Source organism: Hymenobacter sp. BRD128 (assembly GCF_013256625.1).
Taxonomy (GTDB): Bacteria; Bacteroidota; Bacteroidia; order Cytophagales; family Hymenobacteraceae; genus Hymenobacter.
Genome location: NZ_CP053908.1, coordinates 70,983 through 97,021 on the forward strand (window position 1 = coordinate 70,983; position 26,039 = coordinate 97,021).

Sequence of the window (26,039 nt, forward strand, 5' to 3'; positions counted from 1 at the left end):
ACCATAATGCCAGCTACCCTCCTCGCTCCACCTATCGCCCGGCCCGCTACCACGCCGCTAGCCCCCGAAGTGCTCCAGCGCCTCGACGCCTACTGGCGGGCCGCCAACTACCTCTCGGTGGGCCAGATATACCTGTGCGACAACCCCTTATTGCGCGAGCCGCTGCAACTGGCGCACGTCAAAAAAATGCTGCTGGGGCACTGGGGTACCACACCGGGCCAGAACTTCATCTACACCCACCTCAACCGCATTATCAAGCGGCGCGACCTGAGCATGATTTACCTTTCGGGCCCTGGCCACGGCGGGCCGGCGGTGGTGGCGGGTACCTACCTGGAAGGCACGTACAGCGAGGTGTACCCCAATATCAGCCAGGACGAAATTGGCCTGAAACGGCTGTTTACGCAGTTTTCGTACCCCGGCGGCATCTCCAGCCACGCGGGGCCCCAAACGCCGGGCTCCATCCACGAGGGCGGCGAGCTGGGCTACTCGCTCAGCCACGCCTTCGGGGCCGTGTTCGATAACCCCGAGCTGCTAGTGGCCTGCGTAATTGGCGACGGCGAGGCCGAAACTGGCCCGCTGGCCACCGCCTGGCACTCCAACAAATTTCTGAATCCCGCCACCGATGGCGCGGTGCTGCCCATTCTGCACCTCAACGGCTACAAGATTTCCAACCCCACGGTGCTGGCCCGCATCACCCACGAGGAACTCGACCAATTGCTGCGCGGCTACGGCTGGACGCCTTACTACGTGGAAGGCCACGAGCCGGAGCTGATGCACCAGGCCATGGCCGCCGCGCTGGAGGAGGTAATCTGCGACATCCACCAGATTCAGCAGCGCGCCCGCGCGCACGGCGACCTGACGCGGCCCCGCTGGCCGCTCATTGTGCTGCGCTCGCCCAAGGGCTGGACGGGCCCCAAGCAAGTTGATGGCCAGCCTAATGAGGGCACCTTCCGCGCCCACCAGGTGCCACTGGCCGTATCGGCTACCTCGCCGCCCGAGCACTTGGCGGAGCTGGAAGCCTGGCTCAGAAGCTATAAGCCCGAGGAATTATTTGACGAGACTGGCCGCCTGCGGCCTGAGTTGGCCGAGCTGGCCCCGCGCGGCGACCGCCGCATGGGCGCCAACCCCCACGCCAACGGCGGCCTACTGCTCCACGACCTGCACCTGCCCGACTACGGCGACTATGCCGTGGCCGTGCCAGCGCCGGGTGCGGTGGAAGCTAGCGACACGGGCACGGTAGGTAAGTTTTTGCGCGACGTGCTGCGGCTGAACGCTGCCCCGCGCACCTTCCGCGTTTTTGGCCCCGACGAAACGCTGTCCAACAAGCTTGACGCGGTATTTGAGGTCACTAACCGGCAATGGGATGCCGCCGTAGAAGGCAACGACGAGTTCCTGGCCCCAGCGGCGGGGTGCTGGAAATGCTGAGCGAGCACCAGTGCCAGGGCTGGCTCGAAGGCTATTTGCTCACCGGCCGCCACGGCTTGTTCAACAGCTACGAGGCATTCGTGCACATCGTCGATTCGATGTTCAACCAGCACGCCAAGTGGCTGAAAATGACGCTTGAAATTCCCTGGCGGCGCAACCTGGCCTCGCTCAACTACTTGCTCACCAGCACCGTGTGGCGGCAGGACCACAACGGCTTCACCCACCAGGACCCCGGCTTTATCGACCACGTACTCAACAAGAAAGCCAGCGTGGTGCGGGTGTACTTGCCGCCCGATGCCAACTGCCTGCTCTCGGTGCTGGACCACTGCCTGCGCAGCCGCCATTACGTGAACGTCATTGTGGCCGGCAAGCACCTCGCCCCGCAGTGGCTAGCCTTCGACGCCGCCCGCACGCACTGCGCCGAGGGCATCGGCCTCTGGCCCTGGGCCAGCACCGACGCCGGCCAGGAGCCCGACGCCGTGCTGGCCTGCTGCGGCGACGTGCCCACCCTCGAAACCCTGGCCGCCGCCAGCCTGCTGCGCGAGCATTTGCCGGAGCTGAAAATCCGGGTTGTGAACGTGGTCGATTTGCTCAAGCTCCAGCGCCACACCGAGCACCCGCATGGCCTGGCCGACGCCGACTACGACGCGCTCTTTACCCGCGACAAACCGGTAATTTTCGCCTTCCACGGCTACCCCTGGCTGGTGCACCGCCTCACGTATAATCGCGCCAACAACCAGCACCTGCACGTGCGTGGCTACAAGGAAGAAGGCACCATCACGACGGCTTTCGACATGACGGTGCTCAATGAAATGGACCGCTTCCACCTGGCGATGGACGTGCTTGACCGCGTGCCCCAGCTCGGCAATAAAGGCGCGTATCTCAAACAGCATCTGAAAGATAAGCTGGTGGAGCATCGCCAATATATCACCACCCACGGCGAGGATATGCCCGAGGTGCGGGAGTGGCGGTGGCCGGCCTAGCAGCGGCCACCGCCACTCGCCCAAAATAAAGTGCCTCACCAGGTTTCCCAAAGGAAATCTGGTGAGGCGCTTCGTGCGGAGAGCTTAGCGCAGGATGCTATAAGGCGGCGAAAAGCAGAGTGCTACCACGTTTTACAGGGTATTCAATAGCTTGACGATTTGGCGCTTGCGCTTGCCTAGCTTGGCTTGCAGGCGGCCCACCAGTTCGTGACCTTTGCCTTCCACGTAGGTCAGGTCTTCGTCGGTGAGCTGGGTATAGGCTTGTTGCAGCTTGTCCTTGAGCTGGTTCCAGTCGCCACGTAGGCGCAGGCGGTGGTCGACGCGCAGGTTGCGGAATTTGCGGCGGCGCTCGATACCTTTTTGTGAATAGAGCAGGACCCCGGCGAGGGCACCTACGCCGGCGCCGGCCAGGACGGTGAGCAATACTTTACCGGTTTTGTTTTTAGGCGATTCGGGCGTCATGGGGAGTGAGCTAAAGGTGGGATGAATGAGCCGCCAGCCAGCTGCGGCGCCGGCTGGGGTTTCGCAAAGGTTCCGTCGCGGCCGGCCGGCCGGCCCTGACGTCTGTCAGGCCGGCGTCTGACGTTCGTCAGGTTTTGCTGGCTAAGTGGCGCCGAATTTTGGGTAGTGTAGAACCAGCGTTTTGAAAAGACTCCCGAGTACCCTTGGCTAGTCTCTGGCCGCGCTGATAGCCGGGTAAACCGGGCGCATCAGGCTAAGGCATTGGCCGGCAGTCTATTCCTCACTTTCCCCGATGATGGCCCTTATCTCGTTGTTTTTGTCGGTTTTTGCCCAGCGGCCCGCCACGCCGAGCGCTACGCCGATACCCTAGGCCAGGCCCTGCACGGCAAGGTGGTACTGCTGCACGTGCGCCGCGCCGCGCTTTTCGACCCGTGTAAACTAGTGGGCGAGCGCTACCGCCAGGCCGAGTTAGCCACCGAAGTCGACACCACGGCCGCCCTGCACCGGCAGGCCACCGGGCTGCGCACGCCTGCCACCGTGGCGACCTGCTGCCCGCCGTTGCCCATGACCTGACCACCGGCTTCCAGCCGGCCCTGTTTGTGCTCCTACTCAGCCGCTTAGTCCTTTTCAGCTTTTTACTTCCTTTTAGCTTTTAGCATGAAAAAGAAACCCTTGCCGGCGCCTACCCCCTTGCCCGCTGCCGACCGGCCCGCTAGCCCCGAGCTGGCCATGAAAGCCCACGAAGGCACGCCCGCCTACGGCGACTACGGCCAACCAGCCGCCGCCGATGCGCCGCCCGCGCCCGACTACCGAGCCGCCGGCGGCAACGTCTACGACCTCAGCCACGAGCAAACCGAGCTGTAGGCCGCATGGGAATGAACCGCCGCCATTTTTTGCCGGTGGCCGCCGTGGCCGCCACCGGCACTGGTCTGCTGGGCTACTACGCCTGGGACCAGGCCGCCGCCAGCTCGGCCCAGCGGCGGGCCGAGGCGCCCGCGCGCCCGCCGGCCCCGGCGCAGCTGCCCGCCGATGCGCGCCGAATTTTGTACCTGGCCTCGCTGGCCCGAGCGGCCACAATACCCAGCCCTGGACCGTGCGCCTGCTAGGGCCCTACCACTGGGTTATCGGCAACGACCCGCGCGGCTGGCTGCCGGTGGTAGACCCCACCCAGCGCGAAACCATGCTGTCGCTGGGGGCCTTTGCGCAGTGTTTGGAGTATGCCGCCGCTCACTTTGGCTACCAGTGCCGCTGGCGGGTGCGGGCCACTACCCGGCAGGCGGCCGACGTGCTGGAGGTGCGGCTCGAGCGCCGGCCCGGCCCCGCTTACCCTGACCTCACGGGGCTGCTGGGCCGGCGCACGCTGCGCACCGATTTTTCGCCCGTGCCTATTCAGCCCGCCGATGTGCAGCAGCTGACCGGCGGCGAAGCTGCGCACTGCCGTTTTCTGGCTCCCGCCTCGGGGCCGGGCCGCGACCTCACGGCCGCCACGCTGGCCGCCAACCAGCACCAAACCGCCCGCGACCCCGCCCAGTGCGAGCTGGCCCACTGGGTGCGCTGGGATGCCGCCGCCGTGCTGCGCCACCGCGACGGCCTTACGGCCGCCGGCATGGGCATCGAGGGGCCCGCCGGCTGGCTGGTGCGGCATTTCTACGACAGTGCCCGCGTGCTAACGCCCGATTTTCGGGCCCGCGGGCTAGCCAAAATAACCGGCCAGCTAGCCACCCACGGCGGCTGGCTCGTGCTCACCAGCCCCGGCGAGTCGGTGCCCGCGCTGTTGGCGGCCGGCCGCCGGCTGGCGCGCATTTGGCTGCGGGCCAAGGCTTTGAATATCGGTATTCATCCCATGACGCAGGTGCTCGAAGAAGCGCCCGGCCCCGCCGGCCTGGGCCAGTATCTGGGTTTGGGCGCGCCGGTGCAATTCGTGCTGCGCCTGGGCTACGTGGAGAGCTACGACGCTCCCGTGAGCCCGCGCCGCCCCGTCGAGTGGTTTGTGCGCACCTGAGAATAGCGGGCGCCAGCGGTCGGCCCAGGTCCTCACCAGGGGGCTACGCTGTGGCAAGCGCGCCCACGCCCAGGATTTCACGGGCCCTGGCTACCTCGGCGGCCGTGCCGTGGGCGAGGAGCAGAAATTTGCCGGCCTTGATTTCCGTCTCGTAGTCGAGCACGCTGTTTTCGGAAATGCCAATGCTGGCCAGCGCCCCGGCCAGCGCGCTAATTGTGCCGCCCGCCACCGCGCCCTCAAGGACCACCACCAGCGCGGCCACCAGCGGCCCGGCAATGAGCAGCGGCCCTACCCCGGCACCAGGAAAAAGGCGGAGCCGAACAGCAGGCTCCAGATGCCGCCCCAAAACGCGCCGGTGCTGCCCCAGCTCAGCATCCGGTCGCCGAGGTTGTAGTAGCCCACTACCTTTTCTTCGGTGTGGTATTCCTGGCCCACAATCGAGAGATTTTGCAGGTTGTAGCCGCTGGCTTGCAGCTTCTTAACGGCCTGCTCGGCTTGCGCGTGGGTATCGTAGAGGGCCGATAGTACGGGGTCATTATTCATCAGAAAGGAAGGCTGGGTGTGCGTGAAGAAGTGCGCCCCGCCCGGCCCAGCGGGCTCGGTGCGGGGGTAGCACTACAAGAGTACGCGCTCCTTGGCAGGCCTCCCATGACGGAAGTCAGGCTAACAGCTGATGATTTACAGTTCTTAGTAATCGGCTATCCAACAGCTTCTTATAAGGAATGGGTGAGCTTAACCTCGTGGTTGGCCACAAAGTCCAGCAGCAGCTTCAGCAGCTGGGGGCGCACGCGGGGCTGCGGGGCAAACAGCACCAGCGTATGGGGCGTGGCGGCGGCCAGTAGCGCGCGCAGCTCCTGGGCGTTGGCCACCCGGAAGCCCATGTTCCAGTCGGCAAAGCTGCGCTCGTCGCAGGCCCCGGCCCTAGCAGGCGGCAGTGCTGGTGGCGCGGGTCGGCCACGATGTGGTCGTAGTACAAGGCCCGCACCACGGTTTCTTCGCCCTCCAGAATCTGAAAAAAGCGGTCGTCGGGCGTGTGCAGCAGCAGGCCCGAGAGGCGGTGCTCGCGGTTAAAGGCGCGGGCCTGGTGCAGCAGGGCCGTAAGGGCAGCCTGGTCGAAGGGCAGCCGCGCCTGGCTGTGGTAAAATAAGTGATAGAGGCCCATAGCGGCAGCAGCGTGAAGGAGAGCCCACCAAAAGGGGCCGGTGGCCAGGCCGGCCCAGGCAGCGCTTAGCAAGTGGCGCTTAGGAATAGGTAAGTTACGCTGATAAGTTGAGTATCAAGCCGTTTTTAAGTGAATACCCCCTAGCAGCTGCCGGCCCCCGCCCGAGCAGGAGGCACCGCGAGCTTGTCCAGCAGCTGGGCCACGATGAACTCGCCTTCGGGCAGGCCCTGCTGCCGCCACAGCTCGACGCCTTGCCGCACCAGCACGAAGGCCGGCAAATCGAGGGGAGGGAAGCTGTGCACCACCACCGGGTTGGTGCCCTCATCCACCGTAAGCACCCGGATGGCTGGCCCCAGCTGCGCTTGCAGCGCCTTTAGGGCCGTCAGCGTAGCCGCCCGCACTGGCTGGGCCGTGCCCACGGGCGGCAGCAGCACCAGCAGTACCGCCGCCTCGGCGGGCTGCTGGGAAGTTGACGCAGGGGTAGGTGAGTGCATAAGGGATAGGCGGCAAATAGCAGAGAACCTAAACAGTGGTAAAACTACTGCCTTTCCCCGGCTGCCAACATGCGTATGCGGGTATAAGTAGCTGATATGTATCATACTAATCGAATTAAAGTTAACCACAGCTTCATACAAGCAGCTTCCTACAAGCGCCCAAGGCGGGCCACCGAATCGGTGGTAGCCTGCATTTTTTTTCGGGCCTGCTTCTTAAAATAGCCGCGCAGCAGGAAATTGTGTTGTAGGGCCGTCATGCTCTGGCTGAAGCTGGCCGTGCTCTGCTCCACGTTGTGCAGGCTCTGGCGCACCTGCCGGGCGGCGGCCGTATCGGCCAGCAGCGTGTGGGCGGGGCCCTGGCCAGCCAGCACCTGCTGCCGGAGACCCGCCACAGTGGCGGCCAGCGTATCGGTGGTGCGGGCCAGCTGCCGGCCGGCGTGCCCCAGCTGGGCCGGCAACTGCTTGTTCGTGAAAAGGTAGCCTAGTGGGCCCCGGCCCTGGCGCACGCCCTGCGTGAGCAGCGCCGCATCGGCGGCGGCGCGCTGCAGCTGGGTGCTGGCGGCAGCTACGTGGCCCAGGCTTTGGCGCACGTTAGCCGGCAGCTGCTTGTCGCTCAGGAGCTGCCAGATGGCGCTGGTGTCGAGCTTGGTAGCCATCTGGCGCAGGCGCTGCGTGATGACGACCAGGTTCTTGTTGGAGATGTCGAGGGTGCCCAGCATCGCATCGAGGCCTAGCGGGGCTTTGGTGCGCAGCACATCGCCCGGCTCCACGGGCGGGGCCGGGGCGGCCTGCGCCGTGAGGTTGATAATGGTGTTGCCCACCAGCCCATCGGTGCCCACCGAGGCCACCGCGTTTTGGCGCACAAACGCCTGGGCGTCTTTGTTGAGGCTCATGGCTACGCGCACCGTGCTGTCGTTCAGCAGCTTAATTTCCTTGACGTTGCCCACCGCAATACCCCCTAGCCGCACGCTGTTGCCAGTGAGCAGGCCCGCCACGTTGCGGAAATCGGCCTGCACCACCAGGCTGCGCCCGAACAGGCTTTGCTGCCGGCCCATGAGGTAGAGCATCGCCAGCAGAAAGCCCACGCCCAGCACCATAAACAGGCCGAGACGCACGGTATTACCAGGGGAGTTTTGGGGCATGACGGGGGTAGGGAAGGCAGTTTTTATTTAAAAAGGCAGTCCGTTTTAAGCGGATACCAGATGAGCATGACCGTTCTTTTTTAGCAATAAGCAGTTCATAATCAAACAAAAAAGTCGTGCACCTTCGGGTCCGCATTCGCGCTCACTTCGGCAAACGTGCCTTCGGCGTAGCAGCGGCCCTCGGCGAGCAGGGCCACGCGGTCGGCGGTGAGGCGCACGCAGGCCAGGTCGTGCGAAATAATGAGGGCCGAGGTATTGTACTTGGCTTGCACGGCCCGGATGAGGTGGTCGATTTCGCGGCCCGTAATGGGGTCGAGGCCGGTGGTGGGCTCATCGTAGAGAATGATGTCGGGCCGCAGAATGAGCGTGCGGGCCAGTGCGATGCGCTTGCGCATGCCGCCCGAGAGGGCGGCCGGCAGCAGCCCGGCGGTGTCGGCCAGGCCCACGTCGGCTAGGGCTTGCTGCACCAGCTCCGTTTCCTGGGCCGGGGTGTGGGTGAGCCACTGCCGCCGCAGCGGGAAAAGCAGGTTTTCGCGCACCGTCATCGAGTCGTAGAGCGCGTTGCTTTGAAAAAGGAAGCCTAGCCGGGTGCGCAGCCGGTCGAGGCCGGCGTGGTCGAGGGTGCCCACGTCCTGGCCCAGCACCGTGATGGTGCCCGCATCGGGCCGCAGCAAGCCAATAACGCACTTGATAAGCACCGACTTGCCCGCGCCCGACTTACCCAGCACCACGATGTTCTCGCCCCGATTCAGCGTGAGCGAAAAGTCGTGCAGCACGTGGTTGCTGCCAAACGCCAGGCTCACGCCGGCCACCGCTAGCACAGGCTCGGCCCCGGCGGGTGGGGTAGGCGCGGGGGCTAGAGCAGGGGTAGGGAGCATGGGTTGAGAGGCTGTTTAAATAAGCCCAAACGCCGTGCTGACCAGCACGGCCACCAGGTCGAGCAGAAATACGGCCAGCGAGCCGGCCACCACGGCCGAGTTGGCGGCGCGGCCCACGCCGGCCGTGTCGTTGCTGGCGTAGTAGCCTTTGTAGCAGCTGATGAGGCCGATGGCAAAGCCGAAAAAGAAGGTTTTAATGACTGCCGGTAGCACCTGGCCGTAGGTGAGGCGGCCCAGAATGTGGTTGATAAACAGCGCCAGCGAGGTCGAGCCCTGCATATTAACCCCCACGAAGGCCGACAGCAGCCCGATGGCATCGGAGAGCAGCGTGAGCACCGGCACCATGAGCGTAGTGGCCAGCACCCGCGTGACTACTAGGTACTTGAAGGGGTTAGTGCCCGATACGTCCATGGCGTCAATCTGCTCGGTTACGCGCATCGAGCTGAGCTCGGCCCCGATGTTGGAGCCTACCTTGCCGGCCACCATCAGGCCCGTGATGATGGGGCTTAGCTCCTGAATGATGGTGAGGCCCACCATCACCGGAATCCACGACTCGGCGCCGAACTGCACCATCGTGGGCCGCAGCCGCAGCGTGAGCACCAGCCCCATAATAAAGCCCGTGATACCCACCAGCGGCAGCGACTGATACCCCACGACGTAGCATTGGTACAGAAACTCCGACACTTCGTAGCGCGGCCGAAACCCCTCGCGGAAAAACCGCCCCGCAAACCGGGCCAGGGTGCCGGTGGCGGCGAGCATAGAGGTGGCGGACACGGAAGGGGCGTAGGAGTAGGGCTGCTTACGGCGAAATTATCCACTAAAGAAGCTGCAAAAGTATTGGCACTACCTAGCCGCCCGGCATGACAAGTAGTAGCTCAAATAGCTGATTTTTATCAGGTTTTGCCGGTAACTTACGGCCGACCTTTGGCGCTACTTCTGCCTTGCCAGCACCTTGCTTACCCATGCTGTCCGCTTCCTACACCACCGTGCTGGCCAACCTGCTCTACACGCACTCGCGCGAGTTTGTGGGTATTTATGATGTGGCCTTGGGCTGGTTTACGCAGGTAAACCCCGTGGCGGTGCAACTGCTGGGCTACGCCTCCGAGGCCGAGTTTCTGGCCGACCCCGACCACTCGCTGCGCTCGCCGCCCTGGACGAGTGACGAGTGGCGGGTGCTGTGCGAGCTGACCCAGCGCGAAGGCCACCACGAGCTGGACGCCATCATTCGGCGCCACACCGGCGAGCCGTTCCCGGCCTACCTGCGGCTCACGTACTTTGAGGCCGAGGGCCGGCCCTCGCTGCTGGTGTGCCTGGCCGAGCAAAGCCCGCTGCAGCGCGCCGAGCGCGCGCTGGCCCACAGCGTGCGCCGCTTCGAGGCCGTGTTTACCAACGCCACCATCGGTATTATCGTCTGCGATAAAACCGGCAGTATCGTGTCGGCCAATGGCCTGGCGGGCGAGCTTTTTGGCTACTCGCAGCCCGCGTTGCTGGGCCAGCGCATCGAAGTGCTGGTACCGGGTGCCGCCGGCCGCCGCCACGAGCAGCTGCGCAAAACATTCAACGCCCAGCCCCAGGTGCGCAGCATGGGCGGGCACCGCGCCTTGCAGGGCCAGCGCCAGGATGGCTCGGTGTTTCCGGTCGAAGTCAGCCTGAGCTACTTTTACCTTGATGAGGAGCTGTACGTAGTGGCCTACGTCCTCGACATTTCCCGCAAAAAGGCCGCTGAGCAGGAGCTGCACGACCAGCACCAGCAGGTGGCCCGCCTCAACGCCGAGCTCGAGCAGAAGGTGGCTGACCGCACCCACGCCCTGCTCAGCACCCTGGAGCAGCTCGAAAAGCGGGGCCAGGAGCTGGCCCAGGCCCTAGCCGCCGAGCAGGAGTTGGGCGAATTAAAATCGCGCTTCGTGAGCATGGCCTCGCACGAGTTTCGCACGCCGCTCACGGCCGTGCTCAGCTCGGCCGCGCTCATCGGCAAATACCCCGACGGCGACCAGCAGCCCCAGCGCCTCAAGCACCTGGAGCGCATCAATATCTCGGTCAACCACTTGAATGCCATTCTGGAAGAGTTTCTCTCCGTCGGGCGCATCGAGGAAGGCAAGGTGGAAATCAATCCAGTTGCTTTCGACCTGAATACCCTGCTCGACGAAACCCTGGCCGACGTGCAGAGCCTGCGCAAGACCGGCCAAACCTTCGTGCGGCAGGTGGCGTGCCCCGACCCGTTTTGGCTCGACTCGTCGCTGCTGCGCAAGATTTTGGTGAATTTGCTCTCCAATGCCCTCAAGTATTCGGGCGAAAACGCCACAGTGACGGTGCAGGCGGCGTGCCACGATAGCCAGCTGACCGTCAGCGTGGCCGACCAGGGCGTGGGGATTTCCAAGGAAGACCAGACCCACTTGTTCGAGCGGTTTTTTCGGGCCCGCAACGTTTCGACGGTGCCCGGCACCGGGCTAGGCCTCTACATCATTGCCCGCTATCTGGAGCTGATGGGCGGCACCATCGACCTGCAAAGCGCCCCCGACCAGGGCACTACCGTCACGGTCACCCTTCCCTATGAAAACCATTCTGCTGATTGAGGACGACGCGTTTATCCGCGAAAACACCGCCGAGCTGCTCGGGCTGGCCGGCTACGCCGTGCACGCCGCCAAAAACGGTAAGCTTGGCGTGGAGCAGGCTCTGGCCGAGAAGCCCGACTTGGTGGTGTGCGACATTATGATGCCGGTGCTCGACGGCTACGGCGTGCTGCATATTTTCAACCAGAACCCGCAGCTGGCGGGCGTGCCCTTCATCTTCCTCACCGCCAAAACCGAGCGCATCGACCAGCGCCGCGGTATGGAGCTGGGGGCCGACGACTACCTCACCAAACCCTTCAGCGAAAACGAGCTGCTGAGCGCCATCAGCGGCCGGCTAGCCCGGTTTCGGCACCTCAAGCCCGACTATGACCTGCGCGCCGGCGGCCTGGGCGAGTTTCTGGACGATGCCCGCGCCGTGGGCCACCTGGCTGGCCTGTCGGGCGACCGCAAAACCCACGCGGTGCGCCGCAAGCAGACCATCTACCTGGAAGGCGACGAGGTCACGCGGGGCTACTTCGTGCAGGCCGGCCGGGTAAAAACCGTGAAAACGACCGAAGGCGGCAAAGAATTGATTACGGGCTTTTATGGCCCCGGCGAGTTTTTTGGCTACCTGCCGTTGCTGGAGCACACCCTGCACAGCGACTCGGCCGTGGCCCTCGACGATGCGGAGTTGGTGTACATTCCGCAGGATGACTTTTCGCAGTTGCTGCTGCGCAATTCGGCGGTGAGCCAGCAGTTTATTCGGCTGCTGGCGGGCCGCGTGCGCGAGCGCGAGCAGCAGCTCCTGACCATGGCCTACAGCTCCATCCGGCGCCGCGTGGCCGATACGTTGCTGCGCCTGCACGAGCCCATCAGCGCCGACCCCACCGCCAGCATCCAGCTCTCGCGCGATGACATGGCCGCTATGGTCGGCACGGCCCCCGAGTCGCTCATTCGCACCCTTAGCGAATTCAACCAGAACGGCTTAATTGCCCTGACGCCCAAACATATTCGGGTGCTGCAGCCAGAGAGGCTGCGCCGGGCGCATTGGTAGGGGCCGCGCCAAGCAGCCCTGACAAACGTCAGGTAGCAAGGCGATTATTGTCAGCCAGGGGGCCGGGGCGCGGCCAGACCTTTGCGGCAGGTCGGTTTGCCCTTGCGGCCGGCTTCCACTCTCTATTCCCTCCGCTCTTATGCATATGCCTGCTGCTGCCGCATTTCCCACCCTAGCCCACGGCTTTCGCCGATGAGCTGGCGCCCCGCTAGCCCCGCCCGGCCGCGCCCCGACGACCGAAGCCCCGCCCACACCAGCCGCACCATCAGCGCCGACAGCCTGCGCGTGATGCGGGAAGCCGATGCCAGTATGTCGCCCGATGAGCGGGGCTACTACGCCGGCCCGGTGCCCGCAGCCGCTAGCCCCGGTAGTGCGCCCGTGACCGCGCCGGGCACCTAGCGCCGCTTAGGAAGAGCAGGGCGGGCCGACGTTGAAACAGCCCTGGCAACGCCTGCTAACCGCTTGTTTCCATGGACCCTGACCCGCCGCGTGGCGCTGCCAGCAGTGGAGCGGAGCGGGTGGTCAAGATAGCGCCGGTGCTGCTGCGGGCTGCTTGATTGCGTTGGTATGGGGCGCTAATGATTTGCTCAGCGTGCCTTGTCAGAATGATATACCAAGTTGCCCTCCGCGCCGGCCCCCGGCCCTTTTCCTGAAAGGAAGGAGCCGGCGCCGGCGCCAGAACAATGTCTATCAACCTGCCAAACACGTGACAAACCCCCTCATCCCATGAAACCTAACTTCGTTGTCCTCACCGATTCTTCGCCTGCCGGCGAGCGGGCGCAAGCCTACGCCGCCGCGCTGGCCGCGCCGCTGGGGGCCGAGCTGCACCTGGTGCATGTATTTGCCCCAATGGCCGTAACCACCCTGGAATATGGCTTTACGATGCCCATGCTGGACGTGGACTATGTGCGCGCACTCCGTAATTCCCTCGCCAGTGCCGCTGCGGGTCTATCCGTGCCCACTACCTCCGAAGTAATTGAAAATGAGTGGTACACGGCCGTGGAGCAGGCCCTGGATACCTATCGGCCGCTGCTGCTAATTGCTGGCCTCACGGCCACCCACGGCCGCCTCGAAGAGTGGCTCAATAACCGCGCCCTTCCGCTGGCCCACCGCACGGGCTATCCGCTGCTATTGGTACCCGAGCACCTGCCCGCCGCCGCCCTGCGCCCGCCCCGCCGCCTGGTGCTGGCCGTGGAGGACCGCCCGTTTACCCTCACGCCCGAGGCGCTGGCCCTGGCGCCGCTGCTGCAGGCGCTGGGCTGCGCGTTCGTCACGACCACCGTATTTCCGCCCCAGCAGGCCACGAGCGGCGAGGCGGGCTGGCTGGCCGCGCAGCGTTGCGGGCTAGCCCCCACCCTGGCCGGCAGTGCGCTGCACCGGGTGGTGGATGCGCGGCCCGCCGCCGGCATCTGGCAGGCCACCGACGAGTTGGAGGCCGACATGCTGGCCTTGCTCGACCAGGGCCACGGCTGGATGCATAAGATGTTCAGCGGCAGCGTTATTGCCCACGCTGTGCGGTTTTCGCAGGTGCCGGTGCTGCTGCTCTCGGCGCGCATGGCGGCCTGACGCCAGGTGCCCACCATACTTGCCCGCTACCACTAAGGCCGGCGTGCCGTGTCAATGCATGCGCCATAAAGGAAAAATGCAGGAGCCCGGTGGCGGCTAGTCGATAGATTATCAACTAGCCGCCAAAAGCACGTTAGCCATTCGCTACTCCGCCGCGAGGGGTAGTAGTAGCACCGGCACCTGCGAGTAGCGCAGCACATCGGCAATCACGCTGCCGCTAAAGAGCTTATGTATCCAGCCGTGACCCTGGTCGAGCAAGGCTAGCATGTCGGCCTCCAGCTCGTCGGTGGCCTGCCAGATGCCGGCGGCGGGCCGCGCATCCACCACCCGGTGCAGCGCGCTGCCGGCCAGGGTGGGGGCTAGCCCGCAGCGCTGCGCGGCCCGCAGGCCGGCGCCGCCCTTGTGGGCCCGGTGGGGGGGAGGACCGTGACGGGCACCACGGCGCAACTCAGCCGGGCGAGCAGCGGGGCCAGGGCCCGCCCCTCGGGCGTGAGGGTAAACGGGCGGTCCTCCACGGCCAGCACCAGGCGGCGGGGCGGGCGCAGATACATAGCCGCCAGAAACTCGGGCACTAGCAGCAGCGGGTAGCCCGTGCGGTGGGCCAGCGGTAGGGCGCGGTTGCTCAGCCACTCGTCCAGCGGCCCATCGGTGGCGGAAAGGCCGGCTAGCAGCAGCGCCGGCTGGTAAGCGGCCAGCAGCTGGTCGAGGGCCGAATACCAGTTGTCGTCTTCCAGCAGCTCGACGGTGGCCGGCACCGGCAAGCGGGCCGCCGCCTCTAGCAGCCCGGCGCGCACGGCCGGCACGTAATCCGTATCGAGTAGCGGCGGCCCAAATTCTAGGGCAACCAGCGGCTGCGCCAGCACGTGCACCAGGTGCAGCGTGGCCCCCAGCGGGGCGGCCAGCACGGCGGCGTAGGCTAGCATGAACTCGTTGGCGGGCGTGCCATCGGTGAAAACAATAAAGTCGGTTTTCATAGTAAATAAAAAAATGCCGGAAATCCGGCCCGGCGAAAATCGCTAGCTGCCAGCCAAGCCAGCCCTATCGGAAGCGCCCTGATTGAAAAGAAATATGGCCCATGAGGTGACCTGTGCAAAAATTAACTGAACTTAAAATCCCGGCTTTCGCTGCCGAAAACCGGGATTTGTCAGGCGGCCTACTTGGTGCCGTACTCTTCGGCGTGGCTCTTGCGCGCGTGGGTAGCGTGCTCGGCGGCGTGCTCAGTGTGGGCGGCGGCGGTGTGGGCGTGGTGCGCCGCCTTCTCGTGGCTGCCGGCTTCCTGGTGCTTGGCGGCTTCGGTGTGATGCTTGGCGGCCTCGGTATGGTGGGTGGCAGCCTTTTTGTGGCTTTCAGCAGCTTTCTTCGACATGGGGTGGGGGAATTAAAGCGCGCCGGAGTTGGCACGGGTGGGGTTGGGCACGAGGGCTAGCGAGTTTGCGTCAGAAGCCAGCGCGCCGCGTCTTAATTAGCGCTGGGCGTAAAGTGCGAACCCGCTTGAAAACAGAGTAGAAATTAGTCAATATAATGCGTGTGAAGTAGTTATAGCTCAGAAAGGAGAGAAGTGGGTAAAAAGCAGCCCGCCACCCACCCGGGCGGCGCGGGGGCGGGCTGCCCAGTCTTACAGTCCGTGGTCGGGCGAGATGAGCAGGTCGTTGTCCACGAAGCTGGCGCCGGCGTCGTAGGCCGCGTAGGTGGCCTGTTCGCGGTCGAGCCAGGTTTCGACGGTGCCCGTGAGCGTGGCGTGGCCTTTCTCTACCAGCACCTCTATCTCCTGATTATTGAGGCTAGCCGACCAGAAGTACCGGTTGCGGATGCGCTCGGCCAGGGCGAAGTCGGGGTTGGGGCGGGGCATAGTGGGCTTCCAGGCGGCGGTCTGGTAGGCGTTGAAATCGGGGCTGCCGGGCACGCTCACCCAGTTGTCCAGCTCTGCCACGCCATTCACGCCCGAGGCCACGGCCCCGGCCTGCTCCTGCTCAAAGTGCGTGCTCACCTGCCCATACAGCTGGGCCTTGCCGTTGCGCACGTACACGCTGAAGTCGCAGCCGCTCACGTAGGGGTCGCGGGCCAGCGCCTCGCGGATGGTCTGGCCGATGTGCAGGTCGGGGATGAAGCGCTTGGTGCGTACTTTCAGCAGGTTATGTACGTCCCAGACGCCCACTACGTGGCGGGCGTCGCGCTCGGCATCCTGCTTGGCGCGCAGGTTGCTCACGACCCCGCTCAGCGTCACCACGCCGTTGTGCACCGCCACCAGCGGCTGGTACGAGAGCACGCGCGGGTCGAAGCGAAAGGCATCGACCACGGCCTGGGCAATGTCCTGGTCGGAGCGCGGGGCTAGCTTGTCGCGCCGCAGCTCGTGGCCCAGCGCCCAGTAGGCCACCGCCAGGTCGCGGGCATCGACGCGCGCCGCGCCGGCCCGGTAAGCGGTGGCCTCCACGCGGTTTTTCTCGGCGGCGGTGCCCACCGTGCCGCTCAGGCGCACTACCCGGTCGGTGGTGCGCACTTGCACCAGGGCGCTGTTCACCCGAATGTCCCAGGCCAGCAGCTCACGGATTTGGGTGCTGATTTCTTCGTCCGAATTCTCGATTTTGCCCCAGCGGATAAGCAGGTCGTCGGCTCCAAGGCTACGCACGCCCTTCACGCCGCGCACCACGCGCAGCACCAGTTCCTTCTCGGCCCAGCTCTGGAGCGTGCCCGCTAGGGTAAGGTGGCCATCGGCGGCGGTGGCCTGCACGTTGTAGTCGCTGGTGGCGGGGTCGGCGGCCAGGGCGCTGGCTACGTGCGCTTGCAGCTCGTGGTCGGCCACGTCGGGCGTGCTGATAAGAATCTCATTCACCACGCCGCGCACGCCGCGCAGGGCCAGGGCAATTTCTTCGGCCCGCTCGCGCGAGAGCAGGTTGTCGGTAATGCCGGTCAGCAGCACAATGCCATCGTGGGTGGCTACGTCGATGAGGTGCGCAGCTACGCCTTTCTTGGTGGTAAAAAACAGCTCAATGGCGGTCGTAATGTCTGCATCGACCACGTGCTCAATGGTCTGTTCGAAGGTTTCGAGGGTTTGCATGGGGTCACAAGGGCTAGGTTATTCCGGCTCCCGGTGAGCGCGAATTCACCCGTAAAAGTCGCCCCCTAGCCCCGCCGTAGTGCTGACAACAATTCCTTGAAAGTATGACGTTTGTCAGGTGGCCGGGGGCAGGGCGCGCCCGGCTGAGGGCTAGCCCCCGGCCGGCCTCCGGCGCTAAAACAGGCCTTTGTCCAGTTCCAGGCGGGCTTCCTCTAAATCCAGCTCGTTTTCGAGCTTGCGCAAGAGGTCGTCGCTGGTGCGCTCCTTTTGCTGCAACTCCTGTAGTACGCCGCGTTCAAATTTAATAAGCTCTTCCTGAAGAAATTGCGACTTGGTAAAGGGTTTCTCGTGCAGGTCGTGGGGGGGCGCTCCTTCAGGGCGGCCGTCCAGCTGCGCAGCAGCGCCAGGCGCACGCCGTAGCTCAGCTTCATGCGTTGAAGCACGTCGGCGGGTACCCAGTGGGCGGTGGCGGGGCGGTCAAGGTATTCGAGAATGCGCTCGGCCAGCTGCACGCGCACGTGCACCTCCTCGCGCCCGGCCAGCGGGTCGGGCCGGATGCCCAGCCAGTGAATGAGTGGCCCTAAACTCAGGCCCTGCAACACGAGCGTGCAGAAAATAACCACGAACGTGACCAACAAAATGACATCGCGGTGCGGGAATGGGGCGCCGTGGCGCTGGCTAAGGGGTAGGGCTAGCGCGGCGGCCAGCGACACCACCCCGCGCATGCCCGTCCAGGCCACCACGCTCACCAGGGCCAGCGGCGGCACCGGCTCCTCGGCCCGAATATCGTGGCTGAGCCAGCGCGGGGCGTAGGCGCTGGGGTACCACCACAGCAGCCGGGCGGCCACCACCGTGCCGCTGATGAGCACGCCGTAGCCCAGCACCGCCCAAATAAAGCCGGGCCGGATGCCGTGCAGAATAGCCGGCAGCTCCAGGCCCATAAGACTAAAAACCAATCCATTGAGCAGCGAAACGGCCGACGTCCATACGGCATCGCTGCGCAGGCGCGCCTGCGAGCCGTAGATAACCCGCCGGCCCAGAAACAGCCCCACCGTGACCACCGCCAGCACCGCCGACACGTGCAGTTCCTCGGCCAGCAAAAAGGCGAGGTAGGGCGTCAAAAACGTGAGGCTGGTGCCCACTACCGGACTCTCGGTGAGGCGGTGCACGTGCAGGATAAGCCAGCCCACGGCCAGCCCGATGACCACGCCGGCCGTGGCCGTCCACACCAGCTGCAGGCTGGCTTCCCACAGCACAAAGTGGCCCGTGGCCACGGCGGCCAGCGCGTAGCGGTAGGCAATAAGGCCGGTGGCGTCGTTTACCAGGCTTTCGCCCTCGATAATGGCCGTGACGCGGCGCGGCAGCCCCAGCCCCTGCGTGATGGATGCCGCCGCCACGGCATCGGGCGGGCTTACAATGGCCCGAGCAAAAACGACGAGGGCCAGTCGAAGCCCGGCAGCAGCCAGTGGGTGGCCAGGGCCACCAGCAGCGTGGTGAAGAGCACGCACCCCAGCGCCAGTAGCCCGATGGGCCGCCGCGCCGCCTTAAAATCGGGCCACGAGGTGCTGCCCGCCGCCGCATACAGCAAGGGCGGCAAAAACAGGGTAAACACCAGGCTAGGGTCCAGCTCGAAGCGCGGCAGCCCCGGCATCAGTCCGAGTACAATGCCTGTGAGCATCAATAAGATGGGGTAGGAGAGCCGCAGGCGCTCCGCTACTTCGGCCACGGCCGTGGCCACGGCCAGCAGGGCAATAAGCAGTTCGAGATTGTGCATCGGGGCGGGCCGCCCGGCGGCTGGCTTAACGCAAAATGGGGGTGGGGCGGGCAGCAGGCTAACCCTGATTTTTTCGGTGAGCACCCGGATAAAGGCCGCGTTCACGCCGTTGCTCGACACGTGGTGGCCGTTGACTAGGGTGCCCTTCACGTTGAACTTGAGGGACGAAATGGCATACACCACTTCGGTCCCGGCCGGGTCGCCGGCCTCGCCGAAGTGGTGCTGACTGTCTACCACAAACTCGTCGGGCGTCAGCTGCAGGGCCGAGCGCTGGCCGGTCAGCAGGTGCTTGCGGAGGTCAAAATTCTCCGTGTAGCCCTCCTTTCTAAGCTTGGTGATGGTGGCCAGCAGCGCAGTCATAAAATCCATACCAAGCGCGGTTTAATAACAGAAAGGAAAGTCTGCTGCAAAAGTCCGCCTTTCGCCGCCGCGCGGCTATGACCAGCAGGCTGGGCGCAGTTGATTTTCATCAACTTGCCAAGGCAGGTACTGGTCTTGATTCGCGCACTACTAGGGCCGGTGGTGGGGTTAGACATTAAGGGCCACCTACCTATTCCCGCCTGCGCAGCCACAGGCTACTGGCTAGCCAGGGCCAACGGGCCAAACAGCGCTTGGCGCACTGCCTCGTCGCGCTGGTATACGTCGGCAAAAAAGCGTAGGTGGCCATTTTCGGCGGTGCAGGTGGCGTAGCGCACGTATAGGGCCAGGGGCTGGGTCAGGCGCACATCGCGGGGGCTGGGCTGGCGGGCGCACGCGTCGTCGCTGGGCAGGTTCACGGGCTGGCCCGCGCGGCGCAGCAGGTAGGCGGCCAGCGCCAGGGGGTGCTCTAGCCGGATGCAGCCGTGGCTGAGCGCCCGCATGGGCTGGGCAAACAGCTGGCGCTGCGGCGTGTCGTGCAGGTACACCGAGTAGGGATTATTAAACCGAAAAACGATGTTGCCTAGCGCGTTATCGCAGCACGTAGCCTGGCGAATGGTGTAGGGAAACTGCCGGGCCGTTACGTGCGCCCAGTTGATATGGGCCGGGTCGAGCAGCTCGCCCCGCTCGTCGTAGAGGGCGTAGTTGTGGCGGGCCAGGTAGCCGGGGTCTTTCTGGAGGCGGGGCAGCATTTCGCGCACGGCAATGGAGTGGGGCACGTGCCAGTCGGGGGCCAGCGTGAAGTAGCGGATAGCGCTGCTCAGGGTAGGGGTAGGCGTGGTGGGCTTGCCCACTACCACGCGGTAGCGGCGCAGCACCGAGTCGCGGGCTACCACGTGCAGCTCGTAGGCCGGAATGTTAATCAGCAAATAGTCAGCTGACTGCGTCACCATTTCCCAGCGCCAGCGCTCCAGATTGAGGGCGGCCAGCTCGTAGCGCGCCTGGTGCTGCCGGGCCGAATCGGGGACGAAGGGCCAGGCTAGCCAGCGCGCCAGTGCCTGCTGCAGCTGGCGATACTCGCGGTTGGTGGGCTGGCCGGCCAGCATGGCGGCGGGCACGGTGCGGCTGGCCAGGGCCGCGCGCAGCGCGGCCGGCGGCGCGGCCAGAGCAGTTCTTTCGCGCCCCGAAGGTGTGTAGGCCCGCAGTCGGCCCCGGTCGAGGTCGCGCCGGAAAGTCAGCACCGCGTCGCTGAGGTACACCTCCAACTGCGCCTGCTGGCGGGCCCGCCGGGCCGGGAGGGCTAGCGAGGCAGGCTGCGCGAGCGAGTCGCGCAGCGCCCGCAGGCGGGCGTGGCCGTAGTCGGCCGGGCGCAGGCCGTACTCGGCGGCGCGGCCCAGCAGAGCCAGGGCCACCGTGGCGTTGGGGCTTATATCGGCGCTGTCGGCGGGCAGTGTCCAGGCCGGCGCGCTGGCCGGGCCGTAGAAGGCGCGCACCTCGGCCTCCGCCTGTAAGCGCGGGTGGGCGCGGCTGGTAGCGAGGGTATCGAGCAACGCCCGAATGAGCGGGGCCACCGGCACTGCCAGGGGCGGGGATTTGGGCGATGGTGCCGGCAGGCCAGCGGCGGCCACGTGCGTTGCGGGCGTCGGGCCGCACCCAGGGCTAGCCAGTAGCAGACAGGCACACAAACAACGCAAAGCAACAGTCATCAAGGAGATATTAATTAAAATTGAGGTTATGGCCTACAGCTCATGCGCGGCGGCGCGGCCCTGGTCCCAGGCATCGAGGCTGGCTACGGTGGCGTCGGCGATATTGGTGAGAGCTTCCCGCGTGAGGTAGGCCTGGTGCCCGGTCACCAGCACATTTTTGTAGGTGAGTAGCTGCGCAAACGTTTTATCGCTTAGTTGGTCGAGCGCGTGATTGGCAAAAAATAGCCCTTCCTCGGCCTCGTACACATCAATACCCAGGTAGCCGAGCTGGCCGCTGGCCAGCGCCCGCAAGGCTGCCGCGGTGTCGAGCACGCCGCCCCGACCGGTGTTCACGAGCAGTACGCCGCGCTTCATGCTGGCCAGCAGCTGGTCGTCAATCAGGTGATGGGTGCCCTCGGTGAGGGGGGTGTGCACACTGATAACGTCGGCCTGGGCGCACAGCTCGGGCAGGCTCACGTAGCGCAGGCCTTCCTGCTGCCCGCGCTCCGCATCGGGCAGTACTTCGCAGCCCAGCACCTGGCAGCCAAAGCCGTGCAGAATGCGGGCCACCGCCGCCCCGATGCGCCCTACACCCACGATGCCCACCGTTTTGCCGTGCAGGTTGAAGCCCACCAGGTCGTCGAGACAGAAATCGTTGGCCCGCACCTGCAGGTCGGCCTGGCGCAGGTGGCGGCACAAGGCCAAGATAAGGGCTACCGCATATTCGGCGGTGGCGTGGGGCGAGTAGTCGGGCACGTTGGCCACGCGCAGGCCTAGCCGGTGGGCCGCCGCCAGGTCCACGTTATCGTGGCCCGTGGCGCGCAGCAGCAGGTAGTGCACGCCGTGCGCCCACAGCTGCGCCAGCAGTGGAGCCGATACTTTGTCGGTGGTGAACACGCTCACGGCCGCCGAGCCCTGCGCCAGCGGGGCCGTGAGCGGGCCCAGCCCGGCCGCCAGCACGTGTAACTGATGCCGGTCGGCATTAGCCTGCTGCAAAAAACTGCGCTCAAACGATTGGGTGCTGAAAATGGTGGCATTCATGGCTTCATAGCGAAGGAAGAAATTGGCGGGCTGAAAATGCCCGGCTAGGGCCTGCCGCAACTACCGCGTAAGATTCGTGAAAAGCCTGGGCTGGCCCCATGATATTAGTCAGGCAAAAACGTGATGTTTGGCAAGGCTAGCCCGAGGTGGCCCGCGTTACTTAGGGGTTGGGTAGGCCGGGTGGGGACTAGCCCCATTCGCCAATATCCTGCTGATTATAAATATTTTATTCACACTAATTTCCTGCGCCATGCCCTTCGTTTCGTTTAAGAATGAGCACAATTCGCCGCATCTCAACGTGGACCACATTGTGCGCCTGGAGTTGGTGACGGTGCCCAGCAACCTGCCGGCGGTGAACATCTTCACCACGCGGCCCGAAGCCGACCTCACGGTCGAGTTTGCCACGCCGGCCGAAGCGCAGGACCTTATCGAATCCATCATAGCGTATAGCACCAAGAGCCCGGCGGCACCCTTCGAGCTGCTGTCCCCGGCCGGGGCCAAACCCAAGCTGCTGGCCTTCGCCCGGTTTGAAGCTGGCAAGCCGTATGAGCCGGGCGAGGTGGTACTTGGGGATTGAGTGCTTCTACTTGGTTGATTTTCGACAGCTGGTTTCGGTTGTACTTAGCCACTTAATTGGTGGGCAGCACCAGCACGGGCACAGCGCTGAGGCGCAGCACCTGGGCCGTGACGCTGCGGTGAAACAGCCCGCTTAAGAACGAGTGCGGCCGGGCTAGCAATACAATCAGCTGGGTGTGCAGCTCGCTGGCTGCCAGCAAAATACCGTTCGCTGCAGTTTCTTCGCGCACTTCATAAAGGCTACTGCTGGTGATGGTGCCAAACAGCCCGGTGCGCCGTACCGACTCCAGGGCCACGTCGGCGTGCGAGGGTCCGTGTGCCTGGCTAGCCACGTGCACCACTGAGGTGGTGGGCTGCAGGGCCAGCAGCAGGTTGCCCAAGGCCAGCGAGGGCGGCGTAAGCGAGAACGAATAGCCATCGGCGGCCACCATGATGCGGTGCGGCAGCTCGGTTTCGGCGCAGCCTTCGGGCACCACCAGCAGCGGGTAGCGGGCCGTGCGCAGCACCGACACCGTGCGGTGCGGAATAAGCCAGCCCAAATTCAGCGGGGCGTGCGGCTGCTCGCGGCCTAGCGCCAGCAGCAGCGGCTGGTGGCGCTGCACGGCCCCGCGCACGGCCATAGTCAAGGTGTCAAGTGACAATTCGGCATCGGCGGGCACGGCGAGCATTTCGGCTTGCAGACACAGGTCGGCGCGCAGTTGGCGGCGGCTGGCCAGCTGGCCAGCCGTGGTGGCTAGCACGGCCTCGGGCTGTATTAAAGCATTCACGTTCAGGTACACGTGCAGGAGTACCAGGCGGCCTTGCAGGTGCGCCGCCAGGCGAGTGGTATAAGTCAGGGCCGACTCGGCCGCCCCCGACAGGTCGGTGAGCACTACAAAAGCTGGTTTCATGGCTAAAAAGGTGGCGGCACCCGGCCGCAACCGCCGCCGGGCGCGGACCACAGGCAGCCCGCAGCCATAAAAGTCGGCTTGGCCGTACGCCCGCGAAATGACGAATGAGAGCGCACCACTTGATTTATGGCAGCCGTGTGGGGGCGTGGCCGCTACCAGGGCGCGTGGCGCAGCTTCTCGGGCTCCAGCAGCCGCACGGCTTTTGGGGTCAGCTCCAGCAGGCCGTCCTGCCGAAACTCGCTGAGTGTGCGTGTCAGCGATTCGGGAGTCGTGCCCACCAGGGCGGCCAGGTCTTCGCGCGCCACCTGAATAGCCGTGGTGGGCAGGCCGCCGGCTTGCTCGTGCAGGTGCAGCAGCACATCGGCCACGCGCCGCCGGATGGAATGGTAGGCCATGTGCAGCAGCTGCTGCTCGCGCGCACTCACCCGCCCCGCCAGCAGGCGCATAAACTGCGGGCCCACCTCGGCGTGGTGCAGCAGCAGCGTAAAATCATCCTGCGAGATATACACCAGCTCCGCATCGTCGAGGGCCACGGCCGAGTCGCGGTGGGGCGTGTGCTCGAGCAGGGGCAGGTAGCCGAAGAACTCGCCGGGGCCGTAGAGGCAAGTAATCAGCTCTTTGCCGGCGGCGGTGGCCTTCACCGTTTTCACCCGCCCGCTTTGCACGAAGTAGGCGCGCGTGGCTTCGTCGCCCTCCAGGTACACATCCTGTTTTTTGCGCACGGGGTGGGCTTTGCGGTCGCCAGCCAGGTGGTCGAGCCGGGCGGTGGCGCGGGCATCGGCCAAAAACTCACCTAGCCCGCCGGTGGCCGCCAGGTCGTGGTCAGACTGCAAGTGGCGGAAGCGGGCCAGCCGCCCCGCAATGGCGCCTAGCAGCTCGGCCTCGGCCAGGGGCCTGGTGAGGTAGTCGTCGGCCCCCAGCGCCATGGCCCGCCGCTGGTCGGCAGGGTCAGCTTGGGCAGTGAGGAAGATGAAGGGCACCCCGGCCAGGCGCGGGTGCTGGGTGAAGTGCGCCAGCACGCCGTAGCCGTCGAGCACCGGCAGCAGCACGTTGCAGAGCACCAAATCGGGCGGGTGGGCCAGGGCCAGCGCCAGGCCCACCTGGCCGTTGGGGGCGGCGTGCACGCCATAGCCCGCCCGCTCCAGCAGCTCGGCGGTCGCTTCCCGCATGCCGGCGTCGTCCTCCATCAGTAATATCGTTTTCATTGGAAAACAAGGAAGTAGCGGCCGGCCCGCTGGGTAGCATGAGCAGGCCAATGCTGGCCTGGTATCGCTGAATAGCCAGCAGGGCGCCGCCCCGGCCAGGGTTACGGCTAGGGGGTAACCTTCACGATAGGGGTGCCGCCCGGCTTCTGGTCCCGAAGAATTCAGGTTCCGTTCTCTGCACAATATCCTCGCCGCTGCGCCTGGGCGCGGCGCGCGGCCGGGGGCCTGCCCGGCTAGCATAGGTAGCTTGCGCCGCCTACTTCTCATTTAAGGTACTGGCTTTCTGACAAGAAACAATAAAATTTCTCTCGACAGGCCGTTGGTGGCGCCCGGCCCCAGGGCCAGCGGGGTCATAAGCAGCTCGCTAGGGGGCCGATTGTAGTTTGGCTGCCCTAGTACTCGGCCAGCAGCTCGTCGGGGTAGCACCAGGCCCAGCGCTCGCCCGGCTGCGCCGACGTGATAACGGGGTGTCGCGTGGCGTGGAAGTGCTTGGTAGCGTGCTTGTTCAGCGAGTCGTCGCAGCAGCCCACGTGGCCGCACTGCTGGCAGATGCGCAGGTGTACCCAATCGTCGCCCAAGGCCACGCACTCGGGGCATACGTGCTGGGTATCGTGCTTCAGATGAGCGATATCAAGGGCGGTGAGGTGGGCGCAGAGAACAGCCATAAGCGGTAAGCAGGGCAGGAGTGAGCCAGCGAAGCTACGGGAAATTACCTGGCCGGGAAGCAGGCTAGCCGCGCCACGTTGCGCCGGCTGCTGGTATAAGCAAACGCAGGCGTATGGGGTGATTTTTATCATAGTTTGGCCTGGGTGCGGCGGCTACCTTGCAGCATGCTCCTTCGGCTGCCGGGCGAGCTAGCGGCCTTACTCTCTACATCTTCTGGCTATGAAAACGCTTTGGCTCCTGCTGGTGAGCGGGCTGCTACTGGCTCCTGGCCCGGCGAACGGGCAGCCAGCTGCCCCCGCCGGGCCGCGCCCGGTGGGCACCGGATACCCGCTCGACCTGCTGGTAATCACCCACGTGAACCTCATTGACCCGAGCACCGCCGAAGTGGTGCGCGATTGCATGGTGGTAGTGCGCGACGGACTTATCGTGTCAGTGGGCAAGTGGGTGCCGGCCGGGCGGGCCGTGCCGCGCCTGAATGGCCAGGGACTCTACCTGGTGCCCGGCCTCTGGGATGGCCGCGCCAACGCGCTGGCTACGGCCGCCGCCGAGCGCGTGGCGCTGCCGCTGTACCTGGCCAGTGGCATCACCAGCATCCGCGAGATGCCTAGCCAGCGCCCGCCGGGTGAGGTAACGGCTACCAGCCAGTTAGTTACGAGCGGGGCCTGCGCCGGGCCGCGCCTGATGCTAGCCGGCCCGCTGCTAGCCGGCCCGCTAGCCTCCGCCGGCACCCGCGCCGAAGGGCGGGCGCAAGCCACTGCCCGGCTGGCCGGGGCCGGCGGGCAGCGCCCGCTGGTGGGGGCACTGCTGCCGCGCGAGGCCTACCTGGGGGTGGCTGCCGCCGTGGCTGCGGCCCAACTGCCGCTCGGGGGCCACGTGCCCGAGAGCGTGACCCTAGCCGAGGCGCTGGCGGCCGGCCAGGTCGGGTTTGAGGACCTGGACAAGCTGCTGCTGGCCTGCTCGCCCCACGAAGCTCAGCTGGTGGCCGCCCGCGCCGCCTGCCTGGCCGGCCCCAGCCCACCGCCCGGCTAGCGGCCTGCATTAGCGGGCAGCAGGCCCTCATTGCCGCGTCGTTT

General features: G+C 65.3%; 28 protein-coding genes and 2 pseudogenes. 12 read left to right on the top strand and 18 right to left on the bottom strand.

The genetic code is table 11. The features are described 5' to 3' along the window. Nucleotides 1–6 precede the first annotated feature (6 nt). Together GKZ68_RS00480 and GKZ68_RS21815 are read left to right on the top strand one after the other, a co-directional pair. A pseudogene (locus tag GKZ68_RS00480) lies at nt 7–1,703 on the top strand (phosphoketolase); the annotation flags it as partial. Nucleotides 1,704–1,784: 81 nt separating this feature from the next. Then, nucleotides 1,785–2,408 (top strand): hypothetical protein, encoded by a 624-nt coding sequence (locus GKZ68_RS21815; RefSeq protein WP_254244307.1) that lies wholly within the window; start codon nt 1,785–1,787, stop codon nt 2,406–2,408. 132 nt (nt 2,409–2,540) lie between these two features. Here the strand turns inward: GKZ68_RS21815 and GKZ68_RS21820 are convergent, their stop codons facing one another. After that, nucleotides 2,541–2,870, bottom strand: a complete 330-nt coding sequence (locus GKZ68_RS21820) for a hypothetical protein (protein ID WP_254244102.1) — start codon at nt 2,868–2,870, stop codon at nt 2,541–2,543. A gap of 261 nt (nt 2,871–3,131) precedes the next feature. Here GKZ68_RS21820 and GKZ68_RS00490 point away from each other — a divergent pair, with 261 nt between their 5' ends. The 4 genes from GKZ68_RS00490 to GKZ68_RS00505 all read left to right on the top strand — a co-directional run bounded on the left by GKZ68_RS00490 (nt 3,132) and on the right by GKZ68_RS00505 (nt 4,872). Further along, on the top strand, nt 3,132–3,443 hold the full coding sequence (locus tag GKZ68_RS00490; protein WP_173109735.1) for a hypothetical protein: 312 nt from the start codon (nt 3,132–3,134) through the stop codon (nt 3,441–3,443). Nucleotides 3,444–3,527: 84 nt separating this feature from the next. After that, complete coding sequence (locus GKZ68_RS00495) at nt 3,528–3,734, top strand: hypothetical protein (RefSeq protein ID WP_173109736.1); 207 nt, start codon at nt 3,528–3,530, stop codon at nt 3,732–3,734. Between the two features lie 11 nt (nt 3,735–3,745). Further along, nucleotides 3,746–3,976: a hypothetical protein gene (locus GKZ68_RS00500; RefSeq protein ID WP_173109738.1), complete on the top strand. Its 231-nt coding sequence runs from the start codon at nt 3,746–3,748 to the stop codon at nt 3,974–3,976. Continuing rightward, entirely contained in the window at nt 3,964–4,872 is a 909-nt protein-coding gene (locus GKZ68_RS00505) for a nitroreductase (protein ID WP_173109740.1), read from the top strand. Before GKZ68_RS00500 ends, GKZ68_RS00505 begins: the two co-directional genes overlap by 13 nt. A 43-nt stretch (nt 4,873–4,915) precedes the next feature. Here the strand turns inward: GKZ68_RS00505 and GKZ68_RS21825 are convergent, their stop codons facing one another. From GKZ68_RS21825 to GKZ68_RS00535, 7 genes are all read right to left on the bottom strand, one after another. Beyond that, nucleotides 4,916–5,134: a general stress protein gene (locus GKZ68_RS21825; RefSeq protein ID WP_254244103.1), complete on the bottom strand. Its 219-nt coding sequence runs from the start codon at nt 5,132–5,134 to the stop codon at nt 4,916–4,918. Between the two features lie 26 nt (nt 5,135–5,160). Then, on the bottom strand, nt 5,161–5,415 hold the full coding sequence (locus GKZ68_RS21830) for a general stress protein (RefSeq protein ID WP_254244104.1): 255 nt from the start codon (nt 5,413–5,415) through the stop codon (nt 5,161–5,163). Nucleotides 5,416–5,641: 226 nt separating this feature from the next. Continuing rightward, nucleotides 5,642–6,034, bottom strand: coding sequence for a BLUF domain-containing protein (locus GKZ68_RS00515; RefSeq protein ID WP_173109742.1), 393 nt, complete (start codon nt 6,032–6,034; stop codon nt 5,642–5,644). A gap of 140 nt (nt 6,035–6,174) precedes the next feature. Then, nucleotides 6,175–6,528, bottom strand: a complete 354-nt coding sequence (locus tag GKZ68_RS00520; RefSeq protein WP_217275289.1) for a thioredoxin — start codon at nt 6,526–6,528, stop codon at nt 6,175–6,177. Between the two features lie 149 nt (nt 6,529–6,677). Then, a complete protein-coding gene (locus tag GKZ68_RS00525) occupies nt 6,678–7,670 on the bottom strand; it encodes an MlaD family protein (RefSeq protein WP_173109744.1) in 993 nt (330 codons plus the stop codon). A 101-nt stretch (nt 7,671–7,771) separates the two neighbouring features. After that, entirely contained in the window at nt 7,772–8,548 is a 777-nt protein-coding gene (locus GKZ68_RS00530; RefSeq protein WP_173109746.1) for an ABC transporter ATP-binding protein, read from the bottom strand. 15 nt (nt 8,549–8,563) lie between these two features. Further along, nucleotides 8,564–9,322 carry an ABC transporter permease gene (locus GKZ68_RS00535; protein ID WP_254244105.1) on the bottom strand — a complete coding sequence of 253 codons (759 nt, stop codon included), beginning with the start codon at nt 9,320–9,322 and terminating at the stop codon, nt 8,564–8,566. 188 nt (nt 9,323–9,510) lie between these two features. On the opposite strand from GKZ68_RS00535, the gene GKZ68_RS00540 reads away from it, so the two are divergent. The 4 genes from GKZ68_RS00540 (at nt 9,511) to GKZ68_RS00555 (ending at nt 13,717) form a co-directional block, all read left to right on the top strand. After that, nucleotides 9,511–11,121: a PAS domain-containing sensor histidine kinase gene (locus tag GKZ68_RS00540; RefSeq protein WP_173109748.1), complete on the top strand. Its 1,611-nt coding sequence runs from the start codon at nt 9,511–9,513 to the stop codon at nt 11,119–11,121. After that, nucleotides 11,099–12,151 carry a response regulator gene (locus GKZ68_RS00545; protein ID WP_173109749.1) on the top strand — a complete coding sequence of 351 codons (1,053 nt, stop codon included), beginning with the start codon at nt 11,099–11,101 and terminating at the stop codon, nt 12,149–12,151. Before GKZ68_RS00540 ends, GKZ68_RS00545 begins: the two co-directional genes overlap by 23 nt. 192 nt (nt 12,152–12,343) lie before the next feature. After that, nucleotides 12,344–12,550: a hypothetical protein gene (locus tag GKZ68_RS00550; protein WP_173109751.1), complete on the top strand. Its 207-nt coding sequence runs from the start codon at nt 12,344–12,346 to the stop codon at nt 12,548–12,550. A 327-nt stretch (nt 12,551–12,877) separates the two neighbouring features. After that, nucleotides 12,878–13,717 carry a universal stress protein gene (locus GKZ68_RS00555; RefSeq protein WP_173109753.1) on the top strand — a complete coding sequence of 280 codons (840 nt, stop codon included), beginning with the start codon at nt 12,878–12,880 and terminating at the stop codon, nt 13,715–13,717. Nucleotides 13,718–13,861: 144 nt separating this feature from the next. Here the strand turns inward: GKZ68_RS00555 and GKZ68_RS00560 are convergent, their stop codons facing one another. The 7 genes and pseudogenes from GKZ68_RS00560 to GKZ68_RS00595 all read right to left on the bottom strand — a co-directional run bounded on the left by GKZ68_RS00560 (nt 13,862) and on the right by GKZ68_RS00595 (nt 21,629). Next, nucleotides 13,862–14,164 (bottom strand): universal stress protein, encoded by a 303-nt coding sequence (locus GKZ68_RS00560; protein WP_173109755.1) that lies wholly within the window; start codon nt 14,162–14,164, stop codon nt 13,862–13,864. Continuing rightward, nucleotides 14,077–14,691, bottom strand: a complete 615-nt coding sequence (locus GKZ68_RS00565) for a universal stress protein (protein ID WP_173109757.1) — start codon at nt 14,689–14,691, stop codon at nt 14,077–14,079. Before GKZ68_RS00565 ends, GKZ68_RS00560 begins: the two co-directional genes overlap by 88 nt. A gap of 179 nt (nt 14,692–14,870) precedes the next feature. Then, nucleotides 14,871–15,083, bottom strand: coding sequence for a hypothetical protein (locus GKZ68_RS00570; RefSeq protein ID WP_173109618.1), 213 nt, complete (start codon nt 15,081–15,083; stop codon nt 14,871–14,873). Nucleotides 15,084–15,332: 249 nt separating this feature from the next. Next, nucleotides 15,333–16,772, bottom strand: a complete 1,440-nt coding sequence (locus GKZ68_RS00575; protein WP_173109759.1) for a BON domain-containing protein — start codon at nt 16,770–16,772, stop codon at nt 15,333–15,335. Between the two features lie 212 nt (nt 16,773–16,984). Then, nucleotides 16,985–18,915, bottom strand: a pseudogene (locus GKZ68_RS00580) (Na+/H+ antiporter). 206 nt (nt 18,916–19,121) lie between these two features. Next, nucleotides 19,122–20,588 carry a L,D-transpeptidase family protein gene (locus tag GKZ68_RS00590; protein ID WP_173109765.1) on the bottom strand — a complete coding sequence of 489 codons (1,467 nt, stop codon included), beginning with the start codon at nt 20,586–20,588 and terminating at the stop codon, nt 19,122–19,124. A 54-nt stretch (nt 20,589–20,642) separates the two neighbouring features. Next, nucleotides 20,643–21,629, bottom strand: coding sequence for a 2-hydroxyacid dehydrogenase (locus GKZ68_RS00595; RefSeq protein ID WP_173109767.1), 987 nt, complete (start codon nt 21,627–21,629; stop codon nt 20,643–20,645). 250 nt (nt 21,630–21,879) lie between these two features. Here GKZ68_RS00595 and GKZ68_RS00600 point away from each other — a divergent pair, with 250 nt between their 5' ends. Next, a complete protein-coding gene (locus tag GKZ68_RS00600; RefSeq protein ID WP_173109769.1) occupies nt 21,880–22,206 on the top strand; it encodes a hypothetical protein in 327 nt (108 codons plus the stop codon). A gap of 52 nt (nt 22,207–22,258) precedes the next feature. On the opposite strand, the gene GKZ68_RS00605 is transcribed toward GKZ68_RS00600, so the two are convergent. From GKZ68_RS00605 to GKZ68_RS00615, 3 genes are all read right to left on the bottom strand, one after another. Continuing rightward, nucleotides 22,259–23,095 carry a universal stress protein gene (locus GKZ68_RS00605; protein WP_173109771.1) on the bottom strand — a complete coding sequence of 279 codons (837 nt, stop codon included), beginning with the start codon at nt 23,093–23,095 and terminating at the stop codon, nt 22,259–22,261. A 152-nt stretch (nt 23,096–23,247) separates the two neighbouring features. Beyond that, nucleotides 23,248–24,300 carry a response regulator gene (locus tag GKZ68_RS00610; RefSeq protein ID WP_173109773.1) on the bottom strand — a complete coding sequence of 351 codons (1,053 nt, stop codon included), beginning with the start codon at nt 24,298–24,300 and terminating at the stop codon, nt 23,248–23,250. Between the two features lie 392 nt (nt 24,301–24,692). Then, nucleotides 24,693–24,965 carry a UBP-type zinc finger domain-containing protein gene (locus GKZ68_RS00615; RefSeq protein WP_173109642.1) on the bottom strand — a complete coding sequence of 91 codons (273 nt, stop codon included), beginning with the start codon at nt 24,963–24,965 and terminating at the stop codon, nt 24,693–24,695. Between the two features lie 220 nt (nt 24,966–25,185). Between GKZ68_RS00615 and GKZ68_RS00620 the strand changes: the two genes are divergently transcribed. Then, a complete protein-coding gene (locus GKZ68_RS00620) occupies nt 25,186–25,995 on the top strand; it encodes a hypothetical protein (RefSeq protein WP_173109775.1) in 810 nt (269 codons plus the stop codon). Nucleotides 25,996–26,039: the final 44 nt, after the last annotated feature.

Bases quoted from the DNA above. Each gene is read 5' to 3' on its own strand.
- GKZ68_RS00530 (WP_173109746.1), bottom strand. From the start codon at position 8,548: ATGCTCCCTACCCCTGCTCTAGCCCCCGCGCCTACCCCACCCGCCGGG.
- GKZ68_RS00595 (WP_173109767.1), bottom strand. From the start codon at position 21,629: ATGAATGCCACCATTTTCAGCACCCAATCGTTTGAGCGCAGTTTTTTG.
- GKZ68_RS00615 (WP_173109642.1), bottom strand. From the start codon at position 24,965: ATGGCTGTTCTCTGCGCCCACCTCACCGCCCTTGATATCGCTCATCTG.
- GKZ68_RS00620 (WP_173109775.1), top strand. From the start codon at position 25,186: ATGAAAACGCTTTGGCTCCTGCTGGTGAGCGGGCTGCTACTGGCTCCT.
- GKZ68_RS00520 (WP_217275289.1), bottom strand. From the start codon at position 6,528: ATGCACTCACCTACCCCTGCGTCAACTTCCCAGCAGCCCGCCGAGGCG.
- GKZ68_RS21820 (WP_254244102.1), bottom strand. From the start codon at position 2,870: ATGACGCCCGAATCGCCTAAAAACAAAACCGGTAAAGTATTGCTCACC.
- GKZ68_RS00570 (WP_173109618.1), bottom strand. From the start codon at position 15,083: ATGTCGAAGAAAGCTGCTGAAAGCCACAAAAAGGCTGCCACCCACCAT.
- GKZ68_RS00605 (WP_173109771.1), bottom strand. From the start codon at position 23,095: ATGAAACCAGCTTTTGTAGTGCTCACCGACCTGTCGGGGGCGGCCGAG.
- GKZ68_RS00575 (WP_173109759.1), bottom strand. From the start codon at position 16,772: ATGCAAACCCTCGAAACCTTCGAACAGACCATTGAGCACGTGGTCGAT.
- GKZ68_RS00610 (WP_173109773.1), bottom strand. From the start codon at position 24,300: ATGAAAACGATATTACTGATGGAGGACGACGCCGGCATGCGGGAAGCG.
- GKZ68_RS00555 (WP_173109753.1), top strand. From the start codon at position 12,878: ATGAAACCTAACTTCGTTGTCCTCACCGATTCTTCGCCTGCCGGCGAG.
- GKZ68_RS21830 (WP_254244104.1), bottom strand. From the start codon at position 5,415: ATGAATAATGACCCCGTACTATCGGCCCTCTACGATACCCACGCGCAA.
- GKZ68_RS00525 (WP_173109744.1), bottom strand. From the start codon at position 7,670: ATGCCCCAAAACTCCCCTGGTAATACCGTGCGTCTCGGCCTGTTTATG.
- GKZ68_RS00600 (WP_173109769.1), top strand. From the start codon at position 21,880: ATGCCCTTCGTTTCGTTTAAGAATGAGCACAATTCGCCGCATCTCAAC.
- GKZ68_RS00515 (WP_173109742.1), bottom strand. From the start codon at position 6,034: ATGGGCCTCTATCACTTATTTTACCACAGCCAGGCGCGGCTGCCCTTC.
- GKZ68_RS00565 (WP_173109757.1), bottom strand. From the start codon at position 14,691: ATGAAAACCGACTTTATTGTTTTCACCGATGGCACGCCCGCCAACGAG.
- GKZ68_RS00550 (WP_173109751.1), top strand. From the start codon at position 12,344: ATGAGCTGGCGCCCCGCTAGCCCCGCCCGGCCGCGCCCCGACGACCGA.
- GKZ68_RS00500 (WP_173109738.1), top strand. From the start codon at position 3,746: ATGAACCGCCGCCATTTTTTGCCGGTGGCCGCCGTGGCCGCCACCGGC.
- GKZ68_RS00545 (WP_173109749.1), top strand. From the start codon at position 11,099: ATGAAAACCATTCTGCTGATTGAGGACGACGCGTTTATCCGCGAAAAC.
- GKZ68_RS00495 (WP_173109736.1), top strand. From the start codon at position 3,528: ATGAAAAAGAAACCCTTGCCGGCGCCTACCCCCTTGCCCGCTGCCGAC.
- GKZ68_RS00540 (WP_173109748.1), top strand. From the start codon at position 9,511: ATGCTGTCCGCTTCCTACACCACCGTGCTGGCCAACCTGCTCTACACG.